Raw genomic sequence first — 22,300 nt, 5'->3', positions numbered from 1 at the left:
AGGCCCGCCCCGTCGTGCTTACTTGGTCGCGAATTCCGAAGACCAGTAGGCTTCGATCTGCTTGACCAGCGGCGGCGGCAGGGCAACGTAGTCGAGCGACGCGGCCTGGGCCTGGCCCTGTTCCAGCGACCACTTGAAGAAATCGAAGGCCACCTTGGTGTGCTCGACGTTCTTCGGCTTCTTGTACATGATCACCCAGGTGGTGGCGGTGATCGGCCACGCATCGGCGCCCGGGGCGTTGGTCATGATCAGGTTGAAGTCCTTGGCGCTCTTCCAGTCAGCCGTGGCGGCTGCAGCGGCGAAGGCGTCGGCGGTCGGCTGCAGGAACTTGCCAGCGGAGTTCTTCATCTGCGTGTAGGCGATGTTGTTCTTTTTGGCATAGGCGTATTCAACATAGCCAATGGAGCCGGGGATCTGGCGCACGTACTGCGACACGCCTTCGTTACCCTTGCCGCCCACGCCGGTCGGCCAATCCACCGCCGTGCCGAACTTCACCTGCGAGGCCCACTCAGGGCTGACCTTCGAGAGGAAATTGGTGAAGTTGAAGGAGGTGCCCGAGCCATCCGAGCGGTGAACAACGGTGATCTTGCCGGAAGGAATTTTCACGCCCGGGTTCAGGGCGGCGATCGCCGGGTCTTCCCAGCGGTTGATCTTGCCCAGGAAGATGTTGGCAAGCGTCGGGCCGTCGAGCTTGAGCTGACCTGCGGAGATACCGCTGAGGTTGACCACCGGCACGATGCCGCCGACCACGCTGGGGAACTGGCCCAGGCCGAACTTGGTGAGATCTTCGGCGCTCATCGGGGCGTCGGAGGCGCCGAAGTCGATGGTGCCTTCCTTGATCTGGGCGATACCGGCGCCCGAACCCACTGACTGGTAGTTAAGCTTGTTGCCGGTCTTTTCGGCGTAGGTGGCGGACCACTTCGACAGTACCGGATAGACGAAGCTCGAACCCGCGCCCGTGATGTCGGTCGCTTGGGCTGCGAGGCTAAACAGTGATGCCGCGACGATGGCGGCGATGCGTGATTTGGCGAACACGTTGAGTCCTCTGTTTGAGTAGGCGGACGACAGGCCCGCTCCGGGCATTTCAGGGGCCGCGTGTTGCAATGAGATGATTCGAATGTGTCAACCGTATGACACTGCGTACTTCTTTAACGCGAACAACAACTTCCCTTTCACATTGAGTCGTTGTTTCTTGCGGCCTCGAGCCCGGGCGGTGCGTCCGGGTCAACGTGAATCAAGCGAAGGGCAAGCCGACGGTGTCACGTTCGTATTGTTCGAGTTCGCGCCAGCGATTGCAGATACGGCAGAACAGTTGCGCCGTCCGTTCGGCGTCGTAGATTGCCGAGTGGGCTTCGCGAAGGTCGAAATCGAGCCCCGCCGCAAGCACTGCCTTGGAAAGCACCGTCTGCCCATAGGCAAGGCCGCCGAGGGTGGCGGTATCGAAGCTTGAGAACGGATGGAAGGGGTTGCGCTTGTGTCCGGTCCGGCGGACGGCGGCGTTCAAAAATCCCAGGTCGAACGCGGCGTTATGCCCGACCAGGATGGCACGCTGGCAATCACTGTGACGCATGGCCAGGCGCACCGCAGCGAATACGTGGTCAAGCGCCGCACGCTCGGGAAGGGCGCCGCGGAATGGGTGCGAGGGGTCGATGCCGGTGATCTCCAGCGAGCGCGGATCGATATTGGCGCCAGGGAACGGGTCGACGTGGGCCGAAACGGCGGGTTGCGTGTGCACGAAGCCGTCATTGTCCATGCCGATGGTCACCACCGCGATCTCGAGCAAGGCGTCGGTTTCGGCGTTGAATCCGCCCGTTTCCACATCCACGACCACCGGGAGGAAACCGCGGAAACGCTGGGCCATGCGCGTGGCGGCATTGTTGGGTGGGTTGTCCATCCGGGCAGCATATCAGCCGCGACGACGACACCGCTGTAGTCGATTTGTCACATAACGTCCATCTAACCGTCAAACGCTGCCGCCATCCTGCTCGCATTCCTGCCGCACTATTTCTGGCGGATAGGGGGGCCAACAGATGTCTATTTTTCCCAGCGGAGAGAATTCCATGCGTTCCAAAGTGCTTGCGGTAGCCGTTGCTGCCGCCTTGGGCGTGACCAGCTTCCAGGTGGCAGCCGCCCCCCAGAAGACCACCAAGGTCACCGTCAGCTCCAGCGAACTGGCCGAGATGCGCGCCCAGATTGCTGCCCTGCAGGCCAAGGTCGAGGAGCTGCAGACCAAGTCCGACGCCCAGACCGACGCCCAGGTCCAGACCTCCCAGTCGATCGCCGAAGTGCAGACCAAGGTCGCCACCGCCAAGCCTTCGGACGACCTGTCCAAGCGCCTTGACAAGCTTGACAAGCTCGTCAACAACACCAAGGTCGGCGGCACGATGTTCTTCGACCTCACGGATATCGATCACAAAGAGCAGGTCGGCACCGGCCCGAACCGCAAGGTCGATGGCCATGGGTCTGTCAACGGTACCGGTTTCGACGTCAAGCGCTTCTACCTGACCGTTGATCACCAGTTCGACGATATCTGGTCCGCGAACCTCACCACCGATTTCAATTACCAGTCGACCCTGAGCCAGACCAGCCTCTTCGTGAAGAAGGCCTACGTGCAGGGCAAGTTCGATCCGCTTCTCCAGCTGCGCTTCGGTGCGGCGGACATGCCGTGGATCCCGTTTGTCGAGAAGTGGTACGGCTACCGTTTCCTGGAAAACACCCTGACCGACCGTTCGATCGAAGGCGGCCGCAGCGGTGCCACGGCCACGGCCGGCGGCGTCGGCGCGTTCGGCAACTCGTCCGACTGGGGTATCCACGCCCTGGGCGCGACCACCGGTGACAACTCGATCAACTACCAGCTGTCGGTGGTTAACGGTCGCGGCTACAAGAACCTGACCCGCTCGAACAACGTCGATGCTGAAGGCCGCTTTGGCTACAGCCCGATCGAGAACATGGTGATCGCCGTCGGCGGCTACCAGGGCAAGCGCGGTAACGACGTGGAGAATGGTGCGCCGACGCGTGACGCGACCCGCGGCGACGCGATGATCGCCTACCGCGACAAGACCTTTGGTTTCGGTGGTGAGTACATGACCGCCAACAACTGGGACGACGTGCTGCGTTACGCCGGCACCGGTCCGGTGCCGCTGGCCATCAAGGACAAGGCCACCGGTTACTCGCTGTGGGCCGACTGGAAGTTCGCTGAGGGCTTTGCGCTCTTCGCTCGCTACGACAAGTTGGACTACAAGTACTACTCGGTTGCCAACCTGCAGCGGAAGCTGAACGACAAGTACTACAACGCCGGTGTCTCGTACGACGTGCTGAAGAACCTGCGCCTGGCGTTGGCCTACAAGCACAACCAGCTCGATGGTCCGGTTGACGCCTACACCTACAAGACGAACGAAATCGGCTTCTGGGGCCTGATGTCCTTCTGATCGAATATCGTAACGGAGTCTTGCTCAAGGACGAATCAAACGGCGGGCGCAAGCCCGCCGTTTTTCTTTTGTGCATCGTGAATGCGGTTAGAAAGTGTCTGATCAGCCTGAATCGCATCTGCCATCTCGCGCACTGCAACACTTGTCATCCTGGTTCGACCTGCGTAGTTTTGCGGCATGTCGTTTGTATCCATTTCAAGCCGTCGGCTGTCGGCGATGCTCATCGCCCTGCTGATGGGATGTCTCGTGCCCTTGCTGTCGACACCAACGCCGTCGGCTGCATCGAGCGCGCAGACCGTGGTGGATGCGGCGATGGCCGACACTGGCGCCATGCTGGCGGCAGACAGCAACAACGGCGTCTCGTTGGTCGACGACGACCACGAAGCTGAAGACGGCCTGGCGCGGATGCACATACAACGTTGCGCCACGCCGCCACCGATGGAGCTGCGCGTGCATGCCGCGCCATCCCTGCGAGAGCACTGCCTCGCCATGGAACTTCGCCCTCCCATAGGTTGAAGGCAGTCAGCTTGCGTGGCCTCGTGTAGGCCATCGCTTACAGACCTTTCTCAATTCGGACGCGCCGCAACGATGGCCGGCGTCTTCTCCCATCCAACCTTGTCCCCTGCAAAAACGCGGGATGGCAACCCATTACCTGGAGATATCCCATGGAACACCTCATCAAGGGTTTTGAAACTTTCCGACGCGACGTTTTCCCCCAACAGCGCGAATTGTTCGAACGGCTGGCAAGCGGCCAGAACCCCCATACCATGTTCATTACCTGTGCCGACTCCCGTGTCATGCCGGAGATGATCTTCAGTGCCCAGCCCGGAGAACTTTTCGTCTACCGAAACGTCGGCAACATCGTGCCTCCCTATGCCCAGCACGTCAGCGGCGTGGTGGCCGCGGTGGAGTACGCGGTGAAGGTGCTTAAAGTCCGGCACGTAGTGATTTGCGGACATTCGGACTGTGGCGCGATGAAAGCGCTGCTCGACCCGTCCAAGCTTGACGGCATGCCGTCAGTGGCCGACTGGCTCAAGCATGCCGATGTCGCGCGGCATGTGGTAGCAGAGAACACGGCGGGCCTCGATGCCGAGGCACACCTGCGCTGTCTCACCGAGGAAAACGTGGTGGGCCAGCTCGAACACCTGCGCACGCTACCGGTGGTAGCCGCGGCCATGGCCAGCGGCAGCCTGAGCATCCACGGCTGGATCTACGACATCGGCGAAGCGGGCATCCGCGTGTTCGACGGCAGCAGCGGTCGATTCGTGGACATGCGCACCGATGGCCATCCGGTGCCGCAGGCAACGCCGATGGCACGATTCGCGCAGAACGCGGCCAGCGCCGCTTGAAGGATCGAAGCATGAAAGCGTATTTTTCCCAGGGTCTCTTCGGACGCGACCTTCTTGGCTCCATCGTTGTCTTCCTGGTTGCATTGCCTCTATGCATGGGCATCGCCATTGCCTCGGGTATGCCGCCGGCCACGGGACTGATCACGGGCATCATCGGCGGCCTGTTGGTAGGTTTTCTTGCTGGCTCGCCATTGCAGGTAAGCGGTCCTGCCGCGGGCCTGGCAGTACTGGTGTTCGAACTGGTCCAGCGCTACGGCGTGGCGGCGCTGGGCCCGGTCGTGCTGCTGGCGGGGTTGATCCAGGTCGCCGCCGGCCTGTGCCGTGTCGGCATCTGGTTCCGCATGACATCACCGGCGGTAGTGTCGGGAATGCTTTCGGGCATCGGCATCCTGATCGTGGCCTCGCAGGCGCACGTGATGCTCGATGCCAAGCCGCTGGCGCGCGGGCTGGAAAATTTTGCCGCGTTTCCGGGCGCTGTGGCCCAGGCCGTCCAGGGGCCCGGTCTGTCGGCCCTGTGCGTGGGTCTTGCGACCATCGCCATCATGGTCGGCTGGGAAAAGCTCCGTCCCGGGAAGCTCCGCTTCGTGCCGGGGGCGCTGCTCGCGGTGGTGGCCGTGACAGCCACCGTGCAGGTCTTCGGTATCCCGGTGCTACTGGTCGACGTACCCCACAGCCTCGCCTCGGCCATTACCCTGCCGACCATGGGAAGCCTGCGTGGTCTACTGGATGAAAATCTCCTGGTGGCAGCCGTCACCTTTGCCTTCATTGCCAGCGCCGAAACATTGCTTTCAGCGGCGGCGGTCGACCGCATGCACGATGGTGAGCGCACCAAGTATGACCGCGAACTCGCGGCCCAGGGCGTTGGCAACATGTTGTGTGGCCTATTGGGCGCCTTGCCGATGACTGGCGTGATCGTACGCAGCGCCGCTAACGTGCAGGCAGGTTCTGCCACGCGTGCTGCAGCGATACTGCATGGCGCGTGGCTGCTTGTATTTGCCATGTTGCTGCCGTGGCTTCTGAACATGACACCCGTTTCGTGCCTGGCCGGCATCCTGGTGTTTACCGGCATCAAGATGGTGAAGATCCGACAGGTGAAGGAACTGGCCGCCTACGGCAAGGGCACCGCGGTCGTCTATGTGGCAACCACGGTGGCCATCGTCGCCACGGATCTGCTGGAGGGCGTGATCATCGGCTTCGGCCTGTCGCTGTTGCGCCTGGCGTTGCTCTCGTCAAGGCTCAATGCACATCTTCACGAGCACGACGAGCCCGGCCATGCCACGTTCGCATTGAAGGGTTCAGCAACGTTCCTCCAGGTGCCGGCGATGGCGCGCAAGCTCGAGGCCGTACCTTCCAATACGAAGGTGACGGTAAACATCGATGAGCTCCGCCATGTGGACCATGCCTCGCTCGAACTGCTCCGCGAATGGGAGCGTAATGCACTGTCGCGTGGCATCGAGGTGGTGCTGGACTGGAAACAACTGGACGAAAGGGTGGAGGGTCGCAAGGTGGCGTAACGTGCCCGGCGGACGGGGCTGGAGTTCTACTCCGGCCCCGTTGCCTGGGTCTTGTGCTTGTAGCGGCAAAGGTCATTGATCACACACTGCGGGCAATCGGGCTTGCGCGCCTTGCACACGTAGCGACCGTGCAGGATCAGCCAGTGGTGGGCGTCATGCAGGAATGGGGTCGGAATCACCTTCATCAGCTTGTCCTCCACCACGCGAACGTTGGCGCCAGGTGCGAGCCCCGTACGGTTGGCGACGCGAAAAATGTGGGTATCGACCGCCAGGGTCGGTTCGCCAAAGGCCGTGTTCAGTACCACATTGGCCGTTTTGCGACCCACGCCGGGCAATGACTCCAGCGCCTCGCGGTTGGGTGGCACCTCGCCGTCGTATTGATCCAGCAATATCTTCGACAGGGCGATCACATTCTTCGCCTTGGTATTGAACAGCCCGATCGTGCTGATGTACTTCTTGAGTTTCTCTTCGCCCAGCTTGACCAGTTTGGCTGGCGTGTTGGCTATCGGGAACAGCTTGCGCGTGGCCTTGTTCACGCCCACATCGGTGGATTGAGCAGACAGCGCCACCGCCACCAGCAGCTCGAAGGGTGTGGAATATTCAAGCTCGGTGGTCGGATGGGGATTCATCTCGCGCAGGCGCGTGAACATCTCCGCCACGTCGGCCTTCTTCATGGTGATCCTTCCTGTTTGCGGGCCCGGGCGCGCGCCATGGCGGCTTCCACCGGGTTCATCGCGGCGGTTGTCTTGCGATTGGCAAGGTCCCGCTCGTGCGCCTGCCGGAGCGAAGCCAGGCGGGACTCGCGACGACTGAAATGCGCGCGAGCGCGGTCGGCGTGTTCGATATCCAACTGCGTGGCCGGCATCGGTTCAAGCACGATGCAGTCGACCGGGCAGGCCGGTACGCACAACTCGCAGCCAGTGCAGGCGTCGGCGATCACGGTGTGCATCAGCTTGCCTGAACCGACAATGGCGTCCACCGGGCAAGCCCCGATGCATTTGGTGCACCCGATGCAGTCGGCCTCGACGATGCGTGCGAGCAGGCGTGGTTTCTCCACGCCATGCGTGGGGTCGAGCGCCAACACAGGCTGGCCCAGCAAGGTGGACAGGGCCTGGATACCCGCGCTGCCACCGGGCGGACAGCGGTTGATCGGCGCCGCACCCATGGCGATCGCCTCGGCGTAAGGCCGGCAGCCGTGAAAGCCGCACTGCTCGCACTGGGTCTGCGGCAGTACCGCGTCGATCCGGTCGGCGAGCGTGGGCATGGGCCGTTAGCGGACGGTGGCGCCTGCTGCCGCGCCCTGATCGGCGTCGAGCAGGAAGAGATCGCTACCGCCTTCGCCAGCGGAAAGGATCATCCCCTCCGATACCCCGAAACGCATCTTGCGCGGCGCGAGGTTGGCGATGAACACGACGTTGCGACCCACCAGTTTCGCAGGCTCGCCATAGGCGGCGCGGATGCCCGAGAAGATCTGCCGGTTGCCGAGCACGCCTGCGTCGAGTTCGAAGCGAAGGAGCTTATCGGAGCCTTCGACGAATTCACATGCGAGCACTTTGCCAATGCGCAGGTCGAGTTTGGCGAAATCGTCCATGGCGATGACGGGCGTATCGGCGGTGGTTGCGGTATCGGTCATGGGCTTGGGTGCGGCAGCTTTTTTGGCGGGTTTGGGGGCTTCGCTCGGGGCGAGGGAAGCTTTCGATGCCTCGACCATCGCGGTGATGTGCTTGCTGTCGATGCGCGATAACAATGCCTCGAACGGACCAATGGCATGGCCGGGGAGCGCGCGGCGGGCATCATCGAAATCGGCGATCGGCGCGCGCAGGAAAGTTTCCGCGGCCTGAACCGTACGCGGCATGATCGGCTTGACCACGCCGGCGAGCAACCGGAACGCCTGCACGGCGAAGCTGCACACCTGGTGCAGCGCTTCGCGCTGGCTTTCGTCCCTGGCCATCGCCCACGGCGCGGTGGCTGCGATGTGGCCGTTGACGATGTCGGCCATGGCAACGAAACGGCGCGCGACTTCCGCCAGTTCGTCGTCGCGATAGAGCCGGGGCACCGGTTCGTAGAGGGCCAGCAGTTCCTTCCATAGTGCTTCCTCGGTGGGAGCCAGGCTCGAAGCGAGTTTTCCTTCAAAGAACTTGTGCACGAAACCCGCCGTGCGGCTAGCGATGTTCACCCACTTGCCCACCAGGTGCGAGTTCACGCGCTCCTCGAAGGCCTTGAGGTCAAGGTCGACATCCACGGGCGCCGGGCTTAGCAGGGTGGCGAAGTAATAACGCAGTACTTCCGGGTGCAGGCCTGAGTCCAGATAGGTGCGCGCCTGGATGAAGGTGCCGCGCGATTTCGACATTTTCCCGCCGTTGACGGTGAGATAGCCGTTCACGTGCAGCGCCGTGGGCGTGCGCATCTTCGCCCCGTGCAGCATGGCCGGCCAGAAAAGGCCGTGGAAATTGATGATGTCCTTGCCGATGAAGTGGTGAAGCTCCGCATCGCTGCCCTGGGCGAGATAGGCGTCGAAATCGATGCCCTTCTCGTTGCACAACGCCTTGAAACTGGCCAGGTATCCCACCGGCGCGTCCAGCCACACGTAGAAATACTTGCCCGGCGCATCGGGGATGGGAAAGCCGAAGTAGGGCGCGTCGCGGGAGATGTCCCAGTCACGCAGGCCGCCGTCGAGCCATTCCATGAGCTTGGCCACCACACCGGGATTCGCCACGGCGGCGCCGTGGGTGGTCTTGCCTGCAAACCAGTCGCGCAGCAACACCTCGAACTTGCCCAGTTCGAAGAAGTAGTGTTCGGAGTCGCGCAGCACGGGCTTCGCGCCGGACATTACCGAGTACGGTTCGATCAGGTCCGTCGGTGCATAGGTGGCGCCGCAGTTTTCGCAGTTGTCACCGTACTGGTCGGCTGTGCCGCAGACCGGGCAGGTGCCCTTGATGTAGCGGTCGGGCAGGAACATGCCGCGGTCGGGGTCGTACAGTTGCTTGATGTCGCGGCGGGCGATGAAACCCCCATCGCGCAGGCGCGTGTAGATCAGCGAGGCCAGTTCCTGGTTCTCGCTCGAATGCGTGGTGTGGTAGTAGTCGTAGCTGAAGCTGAAATCGCGGAAGTCCGCTTCATGGCTCTCGCGGATGGCGGTAATGAAAGCCTCGGGTGTTACACCGGCTTTTTCCGCGGCGAGCATGATCGGCGTGCCGTGCGCGTCGTCGGCGGCAACGTAATAAACCTCATGGCCGTTCATGCGCTGCGAACGTGCCCAGATGTCGGCCTGGATATAGCCCAGCATATGGCCCAGGTGCAGCGGGCCATTGGCATACGGAAGGGCGTTCGTGACGAGGATGCGCGTCATGTCGGGACCGGGCGGGGAGTGACCGGTGATTATGGCATGTGCCCGGCGACCCTTGCAGTCGCCGGGCCTGGATTTGAAGGGCTTATTCCTGGCGCTGCCAGACCTGGCTGCGACCCATCAGCGAGAAGCCGATGTAGCCGCGCACGTTGAGCTTCCTGCCGCCATCGTCGAGGGACATCTTCGCTTTGTAGATCTTGCCGTTCTTCGGATCCAGGATCTGGCCGCCATTCCATTCGTCGCCATCCTTCGATAGCCCCCAAAGGATAGTCATGCCTTCCACGGGCTTGTCCTTCCGCTCACCGTCACAGGCCTTGCAGACGGGATTGGGGCCGTCGTCGGACTTGATCACCTTGAGGATCTTGCCTTCCAGCTTGCCGCTGGTTTCGGTGATCTGTACCAGGGCCTTGGCCTCGCCCGTCTTGTCGTCGATGGTCTTCCAGGTGCCCACCGGCGAGGTGAGCTCGGCGGCGAAGGCTGCCACGGGCCCGGCCACCAGGGCCAGGGCGAAGGCGGCGCGGAACAATGCTTTCATGGACTCCCTCCGTACGCGTTGGTATGGAGGCCGAGACTGACCAGCGCGACCGCGCCCGTCAAGCTGCACCGCGCCACTGGCATAATGGCAGGTCTTTCCACCTTGCCGTTGCCATGCCCCATCCTGATGAAGCCCTGGTCCGCCGCCTGGTCGGCGAGCTGACCGACCCGAACACTGGCCAGTCCGTGGCCGCCGCCATCCGCGCCGTGGGCGTGGACGGCGACCGTGTCTCGGTAGACCTCCAGCTGGGTTACCCGGCCGCCGGCCACACCGCCGTGGTCGAGGCCCGGGTGCGTGAGGCGCTGCAATCCGATCCGTCGATCACCGCGGCGTCGGTCTCGGTTGCCTGGCGCGTGCATTCGCACAAGGTCCAGGGGCAGCTGGCGCCGTTGCCGGGGGTAAAGAACATCATCGCCGTGGCTTCGGGCAAGGGTGGCGTGGGTAAATCCACGGTATCGGTGAACCTGGCGCTGGCACTGGCTGCCGAAGGCGCCAGCGTGGCCATCCTCGATGCCGACATCTACGGCCCCAGCCAGCCACGCATGCTGGGGCTTTCCGGCAAGCCCGGTTCACCCGACGGCAAAAGCATTACCCCGATGCGCGCGCATGGCCTGCAGGCGATGTCGATCGGCGTGCTGGTGGACGAGGATGCCCCGATGATCTGGCGGGGTCCGATGGTCACCCAGGCCCTGATGCAACTACTCACCGATACGCGCTGGGAAGCGGTGGATTACCTCATCATCGACCTTCCGCCCGGCACTGGCGACATCCAGCTCACCCTGAGCCAGAAGGTGCCGGTATCGGGCGCGGTGATCGTCACCACGCCGCAGGATATCGCCCTGCTCGATGCGCGAAAGGCGCTGAAGATGTTCGAGAAGGTGGGCATCCCCACCTTGGGCATAGTGGAAAACATGTCCACGCACATCTGCTCGAACTGCGGCCACGAGGAACACATCTTCGGTGCCGGCGGTGGCGCCCGCATGGCGGCCGACTACGGCGTGCCCCTGTTGGGCGACATACCGCTGGACATCCGCATCCGCGAGCAGGCCGATGGTGGCACACCCACCGTGGCGGCCGAGCCCGAAGGCGAACTGGCCACGCGTTACCGCGCCATCGCCCGCCGCATGGCCGGTGCCCTGTCGCTGACGGCCCGCAACAAGGCCATTGCCTTTCCAAGTATCGTTGTCCAGAACACCTGACCGGGAGTCTTTCGTTGAGCATCAAATCCGATAAATGGATACGCCGCATGGCCGAGCATCACGGCATGATCGACCCCTTCGAGCCCGGGCAAGTGCGCGAGCGTGATGGGTCGCGGCTGGTGTCGTATGGCACGTCGAGCTACGGCTACGACGTACGCTGCGCCAATGAGTTCAAGGTATTCACCAACATCAATTCCACCATCGTCGATCCAAAAGCCTTCGACGAGCGCAGCTTCATCGACGTAACGTCCGATGTCTGCATCATCCCGCCCAATTCCTTCGCCCTGGCGCGCACGGTGGAATATTTCCGCATTCCGCGCAGCGTGCTCACCATCTGCCTGGGCAAGAGCACCTACGCCCGCTGCGGCATCATCGTGAACGTCACCCCGCTCGAGCCCGAATGGGAAGGGCATGTCACCCTGGAATTTTCCAACACCACCACCTTGCCCGCGAAAATTTACGCCAACGAGGGCGTGGCGCAGATGTTGTTCCTGGAGTCGGACGAGGTGTGCGAAACCAGTTACGCCGACCGTGGCGGAAAATACCAGGGCCAGCGCGGGGTTACGCTGCCCCACGCGTGAAGTTTGCGTTTTTCTGAACGTGCGTCCGGGCTACGGCGACCGGCCCGGCGATCGGCGTTACACTTATGTTGTCCTCCATCCATCGCACCACGCAGGAGTTTTCGATGTCCCGTGTTCCTTCCCTGTTCGCACGCGTCGTGGGCCTGGCCGTGCTGGGCAGCACACTGGCGCTTAGCGGCTGCTTCTTCGGCAAGTCCAAGCCCGACACCGTGATGACCACGCAGGGCCAGTTCGATGAAACCATCAAGGCCTACAAGAGCGGCCAGTTCGTCGTGGACGGCGCTGTCCTCTCGGCCGCCGATACCGGCAGCCACTATGCCTACCTGAAAGACCAGGGCCGCCTGCCCAAGACCATCCTGCTGGTGCCCAGCGACGATTCGAAGGTCCGCGACGCCCACCTGGGTTTCATGGCCCGCATGCAGCTGGACTACGGCTTCACCGTCTACTACGACAAGAAGGGTGAACTGGTTCGCCTCAACGCCGTGGAAGAAAAAGCCCGCGCCCTGGAAGACACCCATCAGCGCGCACCGCTACCCGATGAAATGAAGGGTAAGGAAGCCAGCAGCGGCGGTTACGATCCGCAGAACTCCGGACAGCAGCGCGGGTACTGATCGCGCCGGAACGGATGATGGGGCGGCGGTCCGGAAGGGCCGCCGCCCTTTTTATTGCCCGGCGCGAATTCCGTGCCGACGCGATGGGTGGCGTAGGTCCTGCTAACTCCGTGGCCTGGAAAGCGCGGCGGCGACCGCCGCCACGCGGGCCTGGCGCTCGACCGGAGCATAGGGCGCAGCCTGGCCACAACCCCAGACCGGCCCGGGCCACGCGGCATCGCCTTCGCGCCGCGCCACCACGTGAACATGTAATTGCCGCACGATGTTACCGAGCGCGCCGATGTTGAGCTTGTCGCAGGGAAACACTGCCCGCAGGGCCTCGGCGGCTTGCTCCACTTCCTTCCACATCTGGATGCGTGCCTCGGCGGGCAGGTCGGTTACTTCCGCAAGGCCCGGCTGGCGTGGCACCAGCACCAGCCAGCCGAAGCGCGCGTCGTCCATCAGGCACACGCTGCATAGCGCCAGTTCCGCCACGGGCACCGTGTCGGCCGCCAGCCGCGGGTCGAGCGCAAAGCTCACGCCAGGTTCTTCTCGAAGAACGCCAGAGTGCGATCCCACGCCAGCTTGGCGCTGGGAGGGTCGTAGGCGCCGCGCGCGTCGCAATTGAAGCCGTGGTCGGCGGGGTACACGTAGGTTTCCATCTGCGGCATCATTTCGCGATGCTTTGCCACCATTTCCGGGGGAATGGAATGGTCTTTTTCGCCGAAGTGGAAGATCACGGGTGCCTGCGGTTCTTCGCTCAGGAAGGGCACGTTGCGTGAGCCGTAGTAGCTCGCCGAGGGCAGGCCCAGCCGCAATGCTGCCATCAGCGCGATGGTGCCGCCCCAGCAGTAACCCACGGTGCCGATCTTGCCGGCTTCGGAAATGGCGCTTGCGGCCACTTCCACGTCGTAAAGCGCCCGTACCAGGCCCAGCTCGGCAATCAGCTTGACGCCCTTTTCCACACCGGCCTGGTCGTAACCGAGCTCAACATCCCGTTCCAGGTGGTCGAAAACCGCCGGGGCGATGGCCGTGTAACCGGCCTCGGCATATCGGTCGGCGATGCTGCGGATGTGCGCGTTGACGCCGAAAATCTCCTGGATCACCACGATGCCGCCCTTGGGCTTACCCTTCGGCGTGGCGAGGTAGGCGCCGATTTCCTTGGAAGAAGAGGTGTCGAGTTTGACGTGCTTGCCCATGAGGGGAATTCCAGTGGGGGGGACTTGCCCTAGCTTAACCCTCCGGAAGTGACGGGAAAGCTAGCGTATAATCACCCGTTTACGCTCACTCCGCAGGTACCGCGCCATGACCCAGGCGACCCAGAAAATCGGTTTCGTCAGCCTCGGCTGCCCCAAGGCGCTGGTGGACTCCGAACGTATCCTCACCCAGCTCAAAGTCGAGGGCTACCAGATCGTGCCCAGCTACGGCGAGGCCGATGCCGTGGTGGTCAACACCTGCGGCTTCATCGACGCTGCCGTGCAGGAATCGCTGGACGCCATCGGCGAGGCATTGCACGAGAACGGCAAGGTCATCGTCACCGGATGCCTGGGTAAACGCGCAGAACTGATCCGCGAAGCCTATCCGGAGGTGCTGGCCATCAGCGGCCCGCAGGATTACGCCTCCGTGATGGGCGCGGTGCACCAGGCCCTGCCGCCTGCCCGCAACAAGTTCTTCGACCTGGTGCCGGACATCGGCGTGAAGCTCACGCCCAAGCACTACGCGTACCTGAAGATCTCCGAAGGCTGCAACCATCGCTGCAGCTTCTGCATCATCCCCTCGATGCGCGGCGACCTGGTCAGCCGCCCGGTGGATGAAGTGCTGGTGGAAGCGGAGAAACTCGTCCGCGGCGGGGTAAAGGAATTGCTGGTGGTGTCGCAGGACACCAGTGCCTATGGTGTGGATGTGCGTTATGCCGAGCGCGAATGGCGCGGCAAGTCGTACCGCACTCGCATGACGGAACTGTGCGAGGGGCTATCCGAACTCGATGCGTGGACGCGGCTGCACTATGTGTACCCGTACCCGCATGTGGACGAAGTGATGCCGCTGATGGCGGCAGGCAAGGTGCTGCCGTACCTGGATATCCCCTTCCAGCATGCGAGCCCGCGCATCCTGAAACTGATGAAGCGCCCGGGCAACGTCGACCGCACGCTCGAGCGCATCCAGAACTGGCGCAAGCTTTGCCCCGACCTCACCATCCGCAGCACCTTTATCGTCGGTTTCCCCGGCGAGACGGATGCGGAGTTCGACGAGCTCCTGGATTTCCTGCGCGAGGCCGAACTCGACCGCGTCGGCGCTTTTGCTTATTCCCCGGTGGACGGCGCGCGCGCCAACGAACTGCCCGATCCGGTATCGGAGGAATTGAAGGAAGACCGGCTGGAGCAGTTCATGGCGGTGCAGGCGGAAATCTCCGCCGCCAAGCTGCAGCGGAAGATCGGTCGCACGCTCAAGGTGCTGGTGGACAGCGCCGACGCCAACGGCGCCATCGCGCGCTCGGCGGCCGATGCGCCGGAAATCGATGGCACGGTGCGCATCGAAGACGGAAGCCGCCTGAAGGCCGGGCAGTTTGTCGATGTGGTGATCGACGACGCCGACGAACACGACCTCTTCGGCCACCTCGCTTAAATCCCATGCGTTACGTGGCGCCCACACGCGAAGCACTCGATGCGCGCGTGCTCGGGCGTCACCCGCTCGATACCTGGTCGGAAGCCTACAGTTTCCTCGGTGGCGCCCTATGGCCCTCGATCGAGGTGCTCAACGCGCACCGCCCGGCATCCATGGTGCAATGTTTCGTGGCACAGACTCCCCAACTGCTGGCCGATGGCCTGCACTATGAAGAGCGCATTGCCGTCACCGGCGCCATCGCCACGCGCCAGTGCAACTGGCACGATCTCTTCAATGCCCTGGTGTGGATGCGCTACCCGGCCATCAAGCAGGCGTTGAACCTGCGGCAGGTCGGCGAGATCGCCGTGATGGGACGGCGCGAGCGTTCGCGTTCGCAGTGCGCGCTTACCCATTTCGACGAAGCGGGCATCGTGGTCACCTTGCGTGATCCTGCGATGGTCGAAGCCTGGAACGCCCACGATTGGGAAACGCTGTTCCGTGGCTATCGCCAGGCTTGGCTCAACGGCGATACGACAGTACATGTGTTCGGTCACGCCTTGCTCGAACACGCGCTCACGCCGGCCAAACTCCTGGTTGGCAAGGCCATGGTGTTCCTCGGCGGTTCGAGCGGCACCCTCGATGCATGTGCCGCTGCGATCGGCCGTGGCGAAGTGCTCAACGATCCGCAGGAGCTGCGGCCTTTCCCGCTCAGCGGTCTACCAGGATGGCATGAAGAGGGCGATGCCGCCGACTTCTACCGCGCCACGGCCTGCTTCCAGCCGGTGCGCGAGGGCAGGCTATACCCGCCCGTCCTGGCCACGGCCTAGGGGTAATCGATGGACACCACGCAAAAGCGCGTGGGACCTGCCGGCAGTTGCGCCTCGAAATCGTCGTCGACGCGTTTTTTCAGAAGCGCCGTGGCCATCGGCGAATCCACGCTGATCCAGCCACGCCTGGCGTCGGTTTCATCCGGGCCGACGATGCGGTACACGAGCATCTCGCCCGTGGCTTCGTTTTCCAATGCCACCGTTGCGCCGAAAAACACCGCGTTGCGGTCGGTCGGTCCGCTTTCGGCCACTTGCAATACGGGGATGCGCTTGGACAGGTATCGCGCCCGGCGGTCGATCTCGCCGAGCTGCTTTTTCCGATAGATATATTCGGCGTTCTCCGAGCGGTCGCCCTCCGCCGCCGCGGCGGCCAGGGCCCTGACCACTTCGGGACGCACGGTATGCCAAAGATGGTCCAGTTCGCTTTTGAGTCGTTCAAAGCCTTCGCGCGTGATGATGGCGGTCGAGCGCGGGGCAGGAGGTCGCCAGCGCGTCATGCGTTGCGGTCCCTGGGCAGCGCAGGCAAGCCGTCGATCTCGGCAAGCAGTTCATCCACCTGCGGGAGCATGGGATGGTCGGGCCATTCCGCACGGGTGCGCAGCAACAATCCGCGCGCAGTGGAAGTTTCTTCAAGACGCAACATCATCCTGGCCGCCAGCAGGGCGTACCACGGGGCTTCATAGTCTTTCGGCCACAGGCGCACATAGCCCATGGCCAGCTGGCGTGCGAGGCGGGGCATGCCCAGCTGACTGGCCTTGTCGGCCAGCGGCCCTGCGGTGCGCGGGTCGTCAGGAATGAAGGCGGCATCCACGGCCTGGCAATCCTGCACGACGCCCAGGGCCTTGGTGAGGTCGCCGGCGGCGATCAACTGGGCAATCCATATCTGCCCGTGCACCAGCAGTTCCTCGCGACGTCCTGCCCGGCCCAGCAATTCGCGGTAGCGCGTGTGCAAAGACGCAGGCGCGCCGCCTTCCTGGATGCGTTCGGTAAGCATGCCCGTGGCCGTGGCCAGGTCCGTCGTAGCCTGCGTGTCGACGCGATCGAGCAATTCCTCGTCTACACCCTTGCCCATGGCCCGGTTCAATACGTCGGCCTGCGGCGAATGCCCCAGGCGGTCGGCGTGCGCATACATCAAGGCACCCATCAGGTGGAAGTTGAGCACCGTGGCGTAGTTGGCCACGAGGTAAAACGGCAGGATCGAAACGATCCTCGGTAACACGCCCACCACGGTGAGCTGCAACATCACCTGTACCGCGGCAATGGCAAGGTAGATCCCCGCCATCAGGAAATAAGGCGCGCCGAAACGGCTCACGGTGGCCAGCCATTGCAGCGGGTTCAGCGCTGACAGAGCTCCATCACCGAAAGCGAGCGACATCGAGATCGCTGGCAGGAAGAACACCAGTGCCGCGCCCAGTACGAGTGCCGCGGGGCCCAGGAAGGTCGGCATCAGCAGCAGGTAAAGCACGGCCACCACCTGCACTGCGATCAGCACCGCGGCCGCGCCACCGCCGGCATCGCCTGCGAATTCCGGGGGCAGGGCAAAACCATCGGCGGTGTGGCGCAGGCAGGCGAAGGCATACTTGTAAAGCGCACCCCAGCACAACAGCGAGAACACCAGGCCGAACACCGGCAGCAAGGTGAGGTACTGGGCGAAGGCCACTGCCACCACGGTGGTGAGGGCTGCCGGTTGCAGCGGATAGGCGAAGGCTGAGGGAAAGCGCTCGGAGAACCGCGCGCCCGCATCGATCGTCGGCTGGATCGGCATCAGCGCTTGCCGCCGAAGATGCCGCCCAGGATGCCACGAACGATCTGCTGGCCCACCTTCGAGCCGGCCGTGCGCACCACCGATTTGGCCATGGTTTCGATCATGCCCTGGCGGCGGCCGGTACCGAGCATGGCATCGCGGATCATGCCGCCCCAGTCGCTTCCCGCCTGTGCCGGTGTGCCGGCCTTGCCCGAAGGTGCCGTTACCGGCGGCGCCTCGGCTGCCTTTTCACTCGCCCGGCGGGCAAGCATTTCGGCCGCCGAATCGCGGTTCACCGTGGTGTCGTACTTGCCGCTCACCGGCGAGCGCGATCTCACCTGGGCGCGTTCGTCGTCGGAGATCGCGCCGATGCGGCAGGTGGGCGTGCTCACCAGGATCTGCTGCACCGGGCAGGGCACGCCGCCTTCACCAAGCGTCGAGGCCAGCGCTTCGCCCACGCCTAACCCTCCGATGGCGGCAACGACGTCGAGCTTCGGGTTGGCGACGAAGGTTTCCGCCGCGGCCTTCACCGCTTTCTGGTCGCGGGGGGTAAAGGCGCGCAACGCATGCTGCACGCGATTGCCCAGCTGACCGAGGATATCGCCTGGCACGTCATCGGGGTTCTGCGAGCAGAAATACACACCCACGCCCTTCGAGCGAATCAGGCGCACCACTTGCTCGACCCGCTGGCGCAACGCCGGCGGTGCGTCGTCGAACAGCAGATGCGCTTCGTCGAAGAAGAACACCAGCTTGGGCTTGTCCAGGTCGCCGGCCTCGGGCAGCGCTTCGAAGAGTTCGGACAGAAGCCACAGCAGGAAGGTGGAATAGAGCCTGGGGTTTAGGATCAGGTCCTGGGCGGCCAGCACGTTGATTACGCCGCGGCCGCTCATGTCCTGGCGCATCAGGTCGGCCAGCTCCAGTGCCGGTTCGCCGAAGAAATGATTGGCGCCGGCTTGCTCGAGCTTCAGCAGTGAGCGCGTGATGGCCCCCACGCTCTGCTTGCTCACCAATCCGTATTTGGTGGAGATTTCCGCTGCATGTTCGGCGGTGAAGTTGAGCAGGGCGCGCAGGTCGTCCATGTCCAACAGCAACAGGCCCTGTTCATCGGCCAGGCGGAAGACGATCTCCAGCACGCCTTGCTGGGTGTCGTTCAGTTCCAGGATGCGGCCGAGCAGGGTAGGGCCCATCTCCGATACAGTGGCGCGGACCGGATGGCCGAGCTTGCCGAAGAGGTCCCAGAACACTACCGGGTTCGCCCCCGGCTGCCAGCCAGCCAGTTCGAGCTTGTCCAGGCGCGCCTTGAGCTTGTCGCCCGCGGGCGCTGCCGCCTGGGAAAGCCCGGCAAGGTCGCCCTTGGCGTCGGCCAGGAAGCAGGGCACGCCCAGTTTCGAGAAACCCTCCGCCATCAGCATCAGGCTGACCGATTTGCCGGTTCCGGTAGCCCCGGCGATCATGCCGTGGCGATTGCCATAGCGGGGGTCCAGTTCGATGCTGGCCGTCGCATTGCGGCCGATGAATATTCCCGACATGACGTTTCTCCCGTGGCTGCGGTGGATTCTAGCGGTGCAGGCGCGTAAGGTGCCCGGATCAAAAGCCGTGGGCTGTGCTTGTGTCGTCGAAGTCGTTGCGTTCGCTTTCCCTGTTGCCGCTCGCCGCGGCCATCGCTGTCCTGGCCGGGTGCGCGGGCAGCGCGGCGCCCAAGGCTGGCGCGCCAGCCGCCGTCGACTCGCTCTATGCCCAGCTGGACCAGGCCAGCAAGGGGTATGAGACGGCCATTGAGCAATCCCGCCAGGGCGACACCGCAGGCTCCGCGCATACCCTGGACGCCTCGATGAATGCGCTCAAGGACATTGCCGCGCGTTGCACGCCGGCATCCGGCTGCGATCCGGAGCGGGTCCTGAGCGTGTACGACCGCCTGCTGCGCCTGAAGGACGCCAACTTCATCGCCGGCGAGGAAGACGACACCATCGCCCAGACCCCAGACACGCAAACCACCTCCGGGGCTTCGCCAATCAGTACGGCCGTTCCGCAGGTGCAGCGTAGCGTCACCATGCTGCACGGGCAGAAGCTGTCAGACCTCGTGGCCATGAACGGTCCGGTGAAGGCGGCGCTGGAAATGTGGCTCACCCAATGGCGCCCGCAATTGATGGACGCCTACGTCAACTACCAGTACCTGCGTGCCCAGATGTGGCCGGAATACCAGAAGGACGATCTTCCCGAGGCCGTTCTCTTCGGCATCCTCGCCAAGGAATCCGGCGGCAAGGTGCACGCGGTGTCGCGCTCGGGAGCGTCCGGCCCGCTGCAGTTCATGTATGCCACCGGCATCCGCTTCGGGCTATCGAGCGCCGACGGCTTCGACCAGCGATTCGATCCGCAGCTGGCCGCGCGCGCCAACGCAGCCTACCTCGACGAGCAGCTGGCGCAATTCAACAACAACCTCGAGCTAACGCTTGGCGCTTATAACGCAGGCGAGGGGCGCATGCGCCGGTTGGCCCAGCAATACCCTGGTGCAGGCTTCTACGACCCGGAAATCTATAACCAGCTTTCGCCCGAAACACGCGAATACGTGCCCATGGTGCTGGCCGCGGCATGGTTGTTCCTGCATCCAGAGAGCTACCACCTGAAATTCCCCAAGGTCGACGGCGTGCCAGGCTCCATCACCCTGCAGCGGCCCGCTTCGATCAGCGAACTGACGGTGTGCCTGGGTGGCGCCGGAGGCATGAACGAGGGTTGGTTCCGCACCCTGCGCAACCTCAATCCGCGACTGGATCCCCAGGTGCCGCAACCCACCGGTTCACGCATGGTGGTTCCAGTGGTGCTGGAGAAGGCCTATGCGGCCAGCTGTACGACAGGCCCGTGGCCGATCCTTGCCAATGACCTGCACACGGCGGTCAAGCCGGTCGTGGTCGAACCGCCGCCTGCACCGGCCGTGGCGGCGTCGCGTCCGCACGGGACGCGACGCTACAAGGTTCGGCGTGGCGACACGCTGGTGGGTATCGTGCGCAAGCTCGACTGCACCAACGTGGAAGAAGTGGCAAAAATGAACGGGATTTCGGGCCATCACCTCAGCCCCGGCCAGACCTTGAAGGTGCCGACCTGCCGCTAGGCGGCTTCTAGTTCACCGACAGATTGTTGCTGTTGCCCATCCAGGCAACAGTGGCGTCGGTGGGCTGCTCCACTTCACGAAACTGGCGCAGCACCGTGATGATGCCGCGATGCAGGGTAAGCATCTGTGGATCCTTCGAGCCACGGCTTTCATGGAACACCACGGCGATCCACAGGGCGATGCCGCGCATCCGCGCCTGCATGCTCTCCGACCGTGCACGTACCAGGCCGACATCCGCACCGGTACCGACATCGCCCGGCGGGTGGTCTTCCGGCGTGCCGTAAAAGGCTGGGGATGCGCACTTTCCGGCAAGGTCGAGTTCGCGGCGAACCAAGATGGCCAGCTGCGGCTGCATGCGTGGTGGCAGGCCGTCGATCAGCTTCTGGATTTCCGTCAACTGCCGGCGCAAGCGCAAGGCGCGGTTGAAGGCCACCAACCGGTTCATCAGTCGCATCTTGGCTCCCCGAGTACACGTGAGACTTAACTGAACCGGAGAATAACAATCATGGTGGGCAATTGCACGCCTATTTGGTCACAAGATGACCAGCCGGGTCACTTATTTCCCACAGCTTCCCCATTTTGGGGAAAACGTTTCAGCTGTAGCTACCGATCCGCTGTCCGACCCTAACCACCTGGTCTGGGCTGAGGCTGTCCAGTTGCACTCCTTCGGGGAACAGCAGGATCACCGTGGAGCCCATGTTGAATCGGGCCATCTCAGCGAATCGCTCCAGCCGCACGCCACGGCCGCGGCAGTCACGTACCTGGACGGATTGGGCGTAGGGAGGGATGGTCAGGCCGTCCCAGACAGTGGCCACGCTGGAGACCAGGATGGCGCCCACCATGACCGAGGCGAACGGGCCGCGGTCCCCCTGGAACTGGCAGACCAGCCGTTCGTTGCGCGCGAACAGGCGAGGGATGGCCTGCACAGCGAATGGCGCCACGCTGAAGATGCGGCCGGGCACATGCACCGTTCTTTCGAGCTCGCCGCCGTAGGGCATGTGCACGCGGTGATAGTCGCGCGGCGACAGGTACACCGTAACGAAGCTGCCGTTCCGGTACGGAGCGGCGGCTGCCTCGTCGCCCAATAGCTCGGCGGCGGTATACCACTGGCCCTTGGCCTGGAAGATCCGACCTTCCTCGATGCGTCCGGCCTGGCTGATCCTGCCGTCGGCTGGGCTCAGGATGGCCAGGGGATCCGGATCGGCTGAACGAGCATCGGCGCGCAGCTTTCGGGTAAAGAAGGCGTTGAAGTGCTGGTAGGCGCCAGGGTCGGGCTGGGCCGCCTCGTGCATGTCCACCTGGTAGGTTTTGACGATACGGCTGATGAGGAAATCCTTCCACGGACGCCAAGTCCAGCGGGTCGCCCAGTACACGACCCGGGACAGGGCGCGGTGGGGAAGGATGTATTGCAGCAGGACCTTGGGCTTCATCGGCGCAAGTATATCGTCAGCGTCGCCATTTCCCCCGCATGAACCTGCGA

Annotated in this window: 24 protein-coding genes; 10 read left to right on the top strand and 14 right to left on the bottom strand. The window is 63.5% G+C overall.

Features of this window, described 5'->3' with window-relative positions; all coding sequences use genetic code 11:
• Window positions 1–18 precede the first annotated feature (18 nt).
• Together pstS and rnt are read right to left on the bottom strand one after the other, a co-directional pair.
• Window positions 19–1,083 (bottom strand): phosphate ABC transporter substrate-binding protein PstS, encoded by a 1,065-nt coding sequence (pstS, locus tag VGM61_RS15570; protein ID WP_331523777.1) that lies wholly within the window; start codon window positions 1,081–1,083, stop codon window positions 19–21.
• A 151-nt stretch (window positions 1,084–1,234) separates the two neighbouring features.
• Window positions 1,235–1,894 carry a ribonuclease T gene (gene rnt / locus VGM61_RS15565; protein ID WP_331523776.1) on the bottom strand — a complete coding sequence of 220 codons (660 nt, stop codon included), beginning with the start codon at window positions 1,892–1,894 and terminating at the stop codon, window positions 1,235–1,237.
• A gap of 166 nt (window positions 1,895–2,060) precedes the next feature.
• Here rnt and VGM61_RS15560 point away from each other — a divergent pair, with 166 nt between their 5' ends.
• The gene (locus tag VGM61_RS15560) at window positions 2,061–3,428 is read left to right on the top strand and encodes a carbohydrate porin (RefSeq protein WP_331523775.1); all 1,368 of its coding nucleotides are present in this window, start codon (window positions 2,061–2,063) and stop codon (window positions 3,426–3,428) included.
• Window positions 3,429–3,463: 35 nt separating this feature from the next.
• On the opposite strand, the gene VGM61_RS15555 is transcribed toward VGM61_RS15560, so the two are convergent.
• Window positions 3,464–3,652, bottom strand: a complete 189-nt coding sequence (locus tag VGM61_RS15555) for a hypothetical protein (RefSeq protein ID WP_331523774.1) — start codon at window positions 3,650–3,652, stop codon at window positions 3,464–3,466.
• On the opposite strand from VGM61_RS15555, the gene VGM61_RS15550 reads away from it, so the two are divergent.
• From VGM61_RS15550 to VGM61_RS15540, 3 genes are all read left to right on the top strand, one after another.
• Window positions 3,645–3,944: a hypothetical protein gene (locus tag VGM61_RS15550; protein WP_331523773.1), complete on the top strand. Its 300-nt coding sequence runs from the start codon at window positions 3,645–3,647 to the stop codon at window positions 3,942–3,944. The genes VGM61_RS15555 and VGM61_RS15550 overlap by 8 nt on opposite strands.
• 149 nt (window positions 3,945–4,093) lie before the next feature.
• Entirely contained in the window at window positions 4,094–4,777 is a 684-nt protein-coding gene (locus VGM61_RS15545; RefSeq protein WP_331523772.1) for a carbonic anhydrase, read from the top strand.
• Complete coding sequence (locus tag VGM61_RS15540; protein ID WP_414694896.1) at window positions 4,774–6,291, top strand: SulP family inorganic anion transporter; 1,518 nt, start codon at window positions 4,774–4,776, stop codon at window positions 6,289–6,291. Before VGM61_RS15545 ends, VGM61_RS15540 begins: the two co-directional genes overlap by 4 nt.
• A gap of 26 nt (window positions 6,292–6,317) precedes the next feature.
• Here the strand turns inward: VGM61_RS15540 and nth are convergent, their stop codons facing one another.
• The 4 genes from nth to VGM61_RS15520 all read right to left on the bottom strand — a co-directional run bounded on the left by nth (window position 6,318) and on the right by VGM61_RS15520 (window position 10,172).
• On the bottom strand, window positions 6,318–6,965 hold the full coding sequence (gene nth / locus VGM61_RS15535) for an endonuclease III (protein WP_331523770.1): 648 nt from the start codon (window positions 6,963–6,965) through the stop codon (window positions 6,318–6,320).
• Window positions 6,962–7,555 (bottom strand): RnfABCDGE type electron transport complex subunit B, encoded by a 594-nt coding sequence (locus VGM61_RS15530; RefSeq protein ID WP_331523769.1) that lies wholly within the window; start codon window positions 7,553–7,555, stop codon window positions 6,962–6,964. Before VGM61_RS15530 ends, nth begins: the two co-directional genes overlap by 4 nt.
• A 6-nt stretch (window positions 7,556–7,561) precedes the next feature.
• Window positions 7,562–9,640 (bottom strand): methionine--tRNA ligase, encoded by a 2,079-nt coding sequence (gene metG, locus VGM61_RS15525; protein WP_331523768.1) that lies wholly within the window; start codon window positions 9,638–9,640, stop codon window positions 7,562–7,564.
• A gap of 82 nt (window positions 9,641–9,722) precedes the next feature.
• Window positions 9,723–10,172, bottom strand: a complete 450-nt coding sequence (locus VGM61_RS15520; protein WP_331523767.1) for a DUF2147 domain-containing protein — start codon at window positions 10,170–10,172, stop codon at window positions 9,723–9,725.
• 113 nt (window positions 10,173–10,285) lie between these two features.
• Here VGM61_RS15520 and apbC point away from each other — a divergent pair, with 113 nt between their 5' ends.
• The 3 genes from apbC to VGM61_RS15505 all read left to right on the top strand — a co-directional run bounded on the left by apbC (window position 10,286) and on the right by VGM61_RS15505 (window position 12,563).
• Window positions 10,286–11,371, top strand: a complete 1,086-nt coding sequence (gene apbC / locus VGM61_RS15515) for an iron-sulfur cluster carrier protein ApbC (RefSeq protein WP_331523766.1) — start codon at window positions 10,286–10,288, stop codon at window positions 11,369–11,371.
• A 14-nt stretch (window positions 11,372–11,385) separates the two neighbouring features.
• The gene (gene dcd, locus VGM61_RS15510) at window positions 11,386–11,952 is read left to right on the top strand and encodes a dCTP deaminase (protein WP_331523765.1); all 567 of its coding nucleotides are present in this window, start codon (window positions 11,386–11,388) and stop codon (window positions 11,950–11,952) included.
• Between the two features lie 104 nt (window positions 11,953–12,056).
• Complete coding sequence (locus VGM61_RS15505) at window positions 12,057–12,563, top strand: hypothetical protein (protein ID WP_331523764.1); 507 nt, start codon at window positions 12,057–12,059, stop codon at window positions 12,561–12,563.
• Window positions 12,564–12,665: 102 nt separating this feature from the next.
• Here VGM61_RS15505 and VGM61_RS15500 read toward each other — a convergent pair whose 3' ends face one another.
• Both VGM61_RS15500 and VGM61_RS15495 read right to left on the bottom strand, forming a co-directional pair.
• Window positions 12,666–13,082 (bottom strand): HIT family protein, encoded by a 417-nt coding sequence (locus VGM61_RS15500; protein WP_331523763.1) that lies wholly within the window; start codon window positions 13,080–13,082, stop codon window positions 12,666–12,668.
• Complete coding sequence (locus VGM61_RS15495; RefSeq protein ID WP_331523761.1) at window positions 13,079–13,741, bottom strand: dienelactone hydrolase family protein; 663 nt, start codon at window positions 13,739–13,741, stop codon at window positions 13,079–13,081. The genes VGM61_RS15500 and VGM61_RS15495 overlap by 4 nt, the downstream gene beginning before the upstream one ends.
• Before the next feature lie 106 nt (window positions 13,742–13,847).
• Between VGM61_RS15495 and rimO the strand changes: the two genes are divergently transcribed.
• Complete coding sequence (gene rimO / locus VGM61_RS15490) at window positions 13,848–15,164, top strand: 30S ribosomal protein S12 methylthiotransferase RimO (RefSeq protein ID WP_331523760.1); 1,317 nt, start codon at window positions 13,848–13,850, stop codon at window positions 15,162–15,164.
• A 5-nt stretch (window positions 15,165–15,169) separates the two neighbouring features.
• Entirely contained in the window at window positions 15,170–15,970 is an 801-nt protein-coding gene (locus VGM61_RS15485) for a DUF3025 domain-containing protein (RefSeq protein ID WP_331523759.1), read from the top strand.
• Here VGM61_RS15485 and greB read toward each other — a convergent pair.
• Genes greB through VGM61_RS15470 form a run of 3 tightly spaced genes read right to left on the bottom strand, consistent with a single transcriptional unit; the run spans window position 15,967 to window position 19,243 of the window.
• Window positions 15,967–16,467, bottom strand: a complete 501-nt coding sequence (gene greB / locus VGM61_RS15480; RefSeq protein ID WP_331523758.1) for a transcription elongation factor GreB — start codon at window positions 16,465–16,467, stop codon at window positions 15,967–15,969. The genes VGM61_RS15485 and greB overlap by 4 nt on opposite strands.
• Window positions 16,464–17,735: a hypothetical protein gene (locus VGM61_RS15475; RefSeq protein WP_331523757.1), complete on the bottom strand. Its 1,272-nt coding sequence runs from the start codon at window positions 17,733–17,735 to the stop codon at window positions 16,464–16,466. The genes greB and VGM61_RS15475 overlap by 4 nt, the downstream gene beginning before the upstream one ends.
• Window positions 17,735–19,243, bottom strand: a complete 1,509-nt coding sequence (locus VGM61_RS15470) for a helicase HerA-like domain-containing protein (RefSeq protein WP_331523756.1) — start codon at window positions 19,241–19,243, stop codon at window positions 17,735–17,737. Before VGM61_RS15470 ends, VGM61_RS15475 begins: the two co-directional genes overlap by 1 nt.
• 80 nt (window positions 19,244–19,323) lie before the next feature.
• Here VGM61_RS15470 and VGM61_RS15465 point away from each other — a divergent pair, with 80 nt between their 5' ends.
• On the top strand, window positions 19,324–20,820 hold the full coding sequence (locus VGM61_RS15465) for a transglycosylase SLT domain-containing protein (protein WP_331523755.1): 1,497 nt from the start codon (window positions 19,324–19,326) through the stop codon (window positions 20,818–20,820).
• 7 nt (window positions 20,821–20,827) lie between these two features.
• On the opposite strand, the gene VGM61_RS15460 is transcribed toward VGM61_RS15465, so the two are convergent.
• Both VGM61_RS15460 and asd read right to left on the bottom strand, forming a co-directional pair.
• Window positions 20,828–21,274 carry a hypothetical protein gene (locus VGM61_RS15460; RefSeq protein WP_331523754.1) on the bottom strand — a complete coding sequence of 149 codons (447 nt, stop codon included), beginning with the start codon at window positions 21,272–21,274 and terminating at the stop codon, window positions 20,828–20,830.
• Between the two features lie 139 nt (window positions 21,275–21,413).
• Entirely contained in the window at window positions 21,414–22,250 is an 837-nt protein-coding gene (gene asd, locus VGM61_RS15455; protein WP_331523753.1) for an archaetidylserine decarboxylase, read from the bottom strand.
• Between the last annotated feature and the right edge of the window lie 50 nt (window positions 22,251–22,300).

It is taken from the genome of Pinirhizobacter sp. (assembly GCF_036499745.1).
In the GTDB taxonomy this organism is placed as follows: Bacteria; Pseudomonadota; Gammaproteobacteria; order Xanthomonadales; family Rhodanobacteraceae; genus Pinirhizobacter.
Note: the sequence above shows the minus strand (reverse complement) of the source record. Positions and strands in the feature narration are given on the sequence as shown.

Excerpts from the sequence above, each read along its gene's own strand:
- pstS (WP_331523777.1), bottom strand. The coding sequence starts at position 1,083 with ATGCCCGGAGCGGGCCTGTCGTCCGCCTACTCAAACAGAGGACTCAAC.
- rnt (WP_331523776.1), bottom strand. The coding sequence starts at position 1,894 with ATGGACAACCCACCCAACAATGCCGCCACGCGCATGGCCCAGCGTTTC.
- VGM61_RS15560 (WP_331523775.1), top strand. The coding sequence starts at position 2,061 with ATGCGTTCCAAAGTGCTTGCGGTAGCCGTTGCTGCCGCCTTGGGCGTG.
- VGM61_RS15550 (WP_331523773.1), top strand. The coding sequence starts at position 3,645 with ATGCTCATCGCCCTGCTGATGGGATGTCTCGTGCCCTTGCTGTCGACA.
- VGM61_RS15555 (WP_331523774.1), bottom strand. The coding sequence starts at position 3,652 with ATGAGCATCGCCGACAGCCGACGGCTTGAAATGGATACAAACGACATG.
- VGM61_RS15545 (WP_331523772.1), top strand. The coding sequence starts at position 4,094 with ATGGAACACCTCATCAAGGGTTTTGAAACTTTCCGACGCGACGTTTTC.
- nth (WP_331523770.1), bottom strand. The coding sequence starts at position 6,965 with ATGAAGAAGGCCGACGTGGCGGAGATGTTCACGCGCCTGCGCGAGATG.
- VGM61_RS15530 (WP_331523769.1), bottom strand. The coding sequence starts at position 7,555 with ATGCCCACGCTCGCCGACCGGATCGACGCGGTACTGCCGCAGACCCAG.
- metG (WP_331523768.1), bottom strand. The coding sequence starts at position 9,640 with ATGACGCGCATCCTCGTCACGAACGCCCTTCCGTATGCCAATGGCCCG.
- VGM61_RS15520 (WP_331523767.1), bottom strand. The coding sequence starts at position 10,172 with ATGAAAGCATTGTTCCGCGCCGCCTTCGCCCTGGCCCTGGTGGCCGGG.
- apbC (WP_331523766.1), top strand. The coding sequence starts at position 10,286 with ATGCCCCATCCTGATGAAGCCCTGGTCCGCCGCCTGGTCGGCGAGCTG.
- VGM61_RS15505 (WP_331523764.1), top strand. The coding sequence starts at position 12,057 with ATGTCCCGTGTTCCTTCCCTGTTCGCACGCGTCGTGGGCCTGGCCGTG.
- VGM61_RS15495 (WP_331523761.1), bottom strand. The coding sequence starts at position 13,741 with ATGGGCAAGCACGTCAAACTCGACACCTCTTCTTCCAAGGAAATCGGC.
- rimO (WP_331523760.1), top strand. The coding sequence starts at position 13,848 with ATGACCCAGGCGACCCAGAAAATCGGTTTCGTCAGCCTCGGCTGCCCC.
- VGM61_RS15485 (WP_331523759.1), top strand. The coding sequence starts at position 15,170 with ATGCGTTACGTGGCGCCCACACGCGAAGCACTCGATGCGCGCGTGCTC.
- greB (WP_331523758.1), bottom strand. The coding sequence starts at position 16,467 with ATGACGCGCTGGCGACCTCCTGCCCCGCGCTCGACCGCCATCATCACG.
- VGM61_RS15475 (WP_331523757.1), bottom strand. The coding sequence starts at position 17,735 with ATGCCGATCCAGCCGACGATCGATGCGGGCGCGCGGTTCTCCGAGCGC.
- VGM61_RS15470 (WP_331523756.1), bottom strand. The coding sequence starts at position 19,243 with ATGTCGGGAATATTCATCGGCCGCAATGCGACGGCCAGCATCGAACTG.
- VGM61_RS15460 (WP_331523754.1), bottom strand. The coding sequence starts at position 21,274 with ATGCGACTGATGAACCGGTTGGTGGCCTTCAACCGCGCCTTGCGCTTG.
- asd (WP_331523753.1), bottom strand. The coding sequence starts at position 22,250 with ATGAAGCCCAAGGTCCTGCTGCAATACATCCTTCCCCACCGCGCCCTG.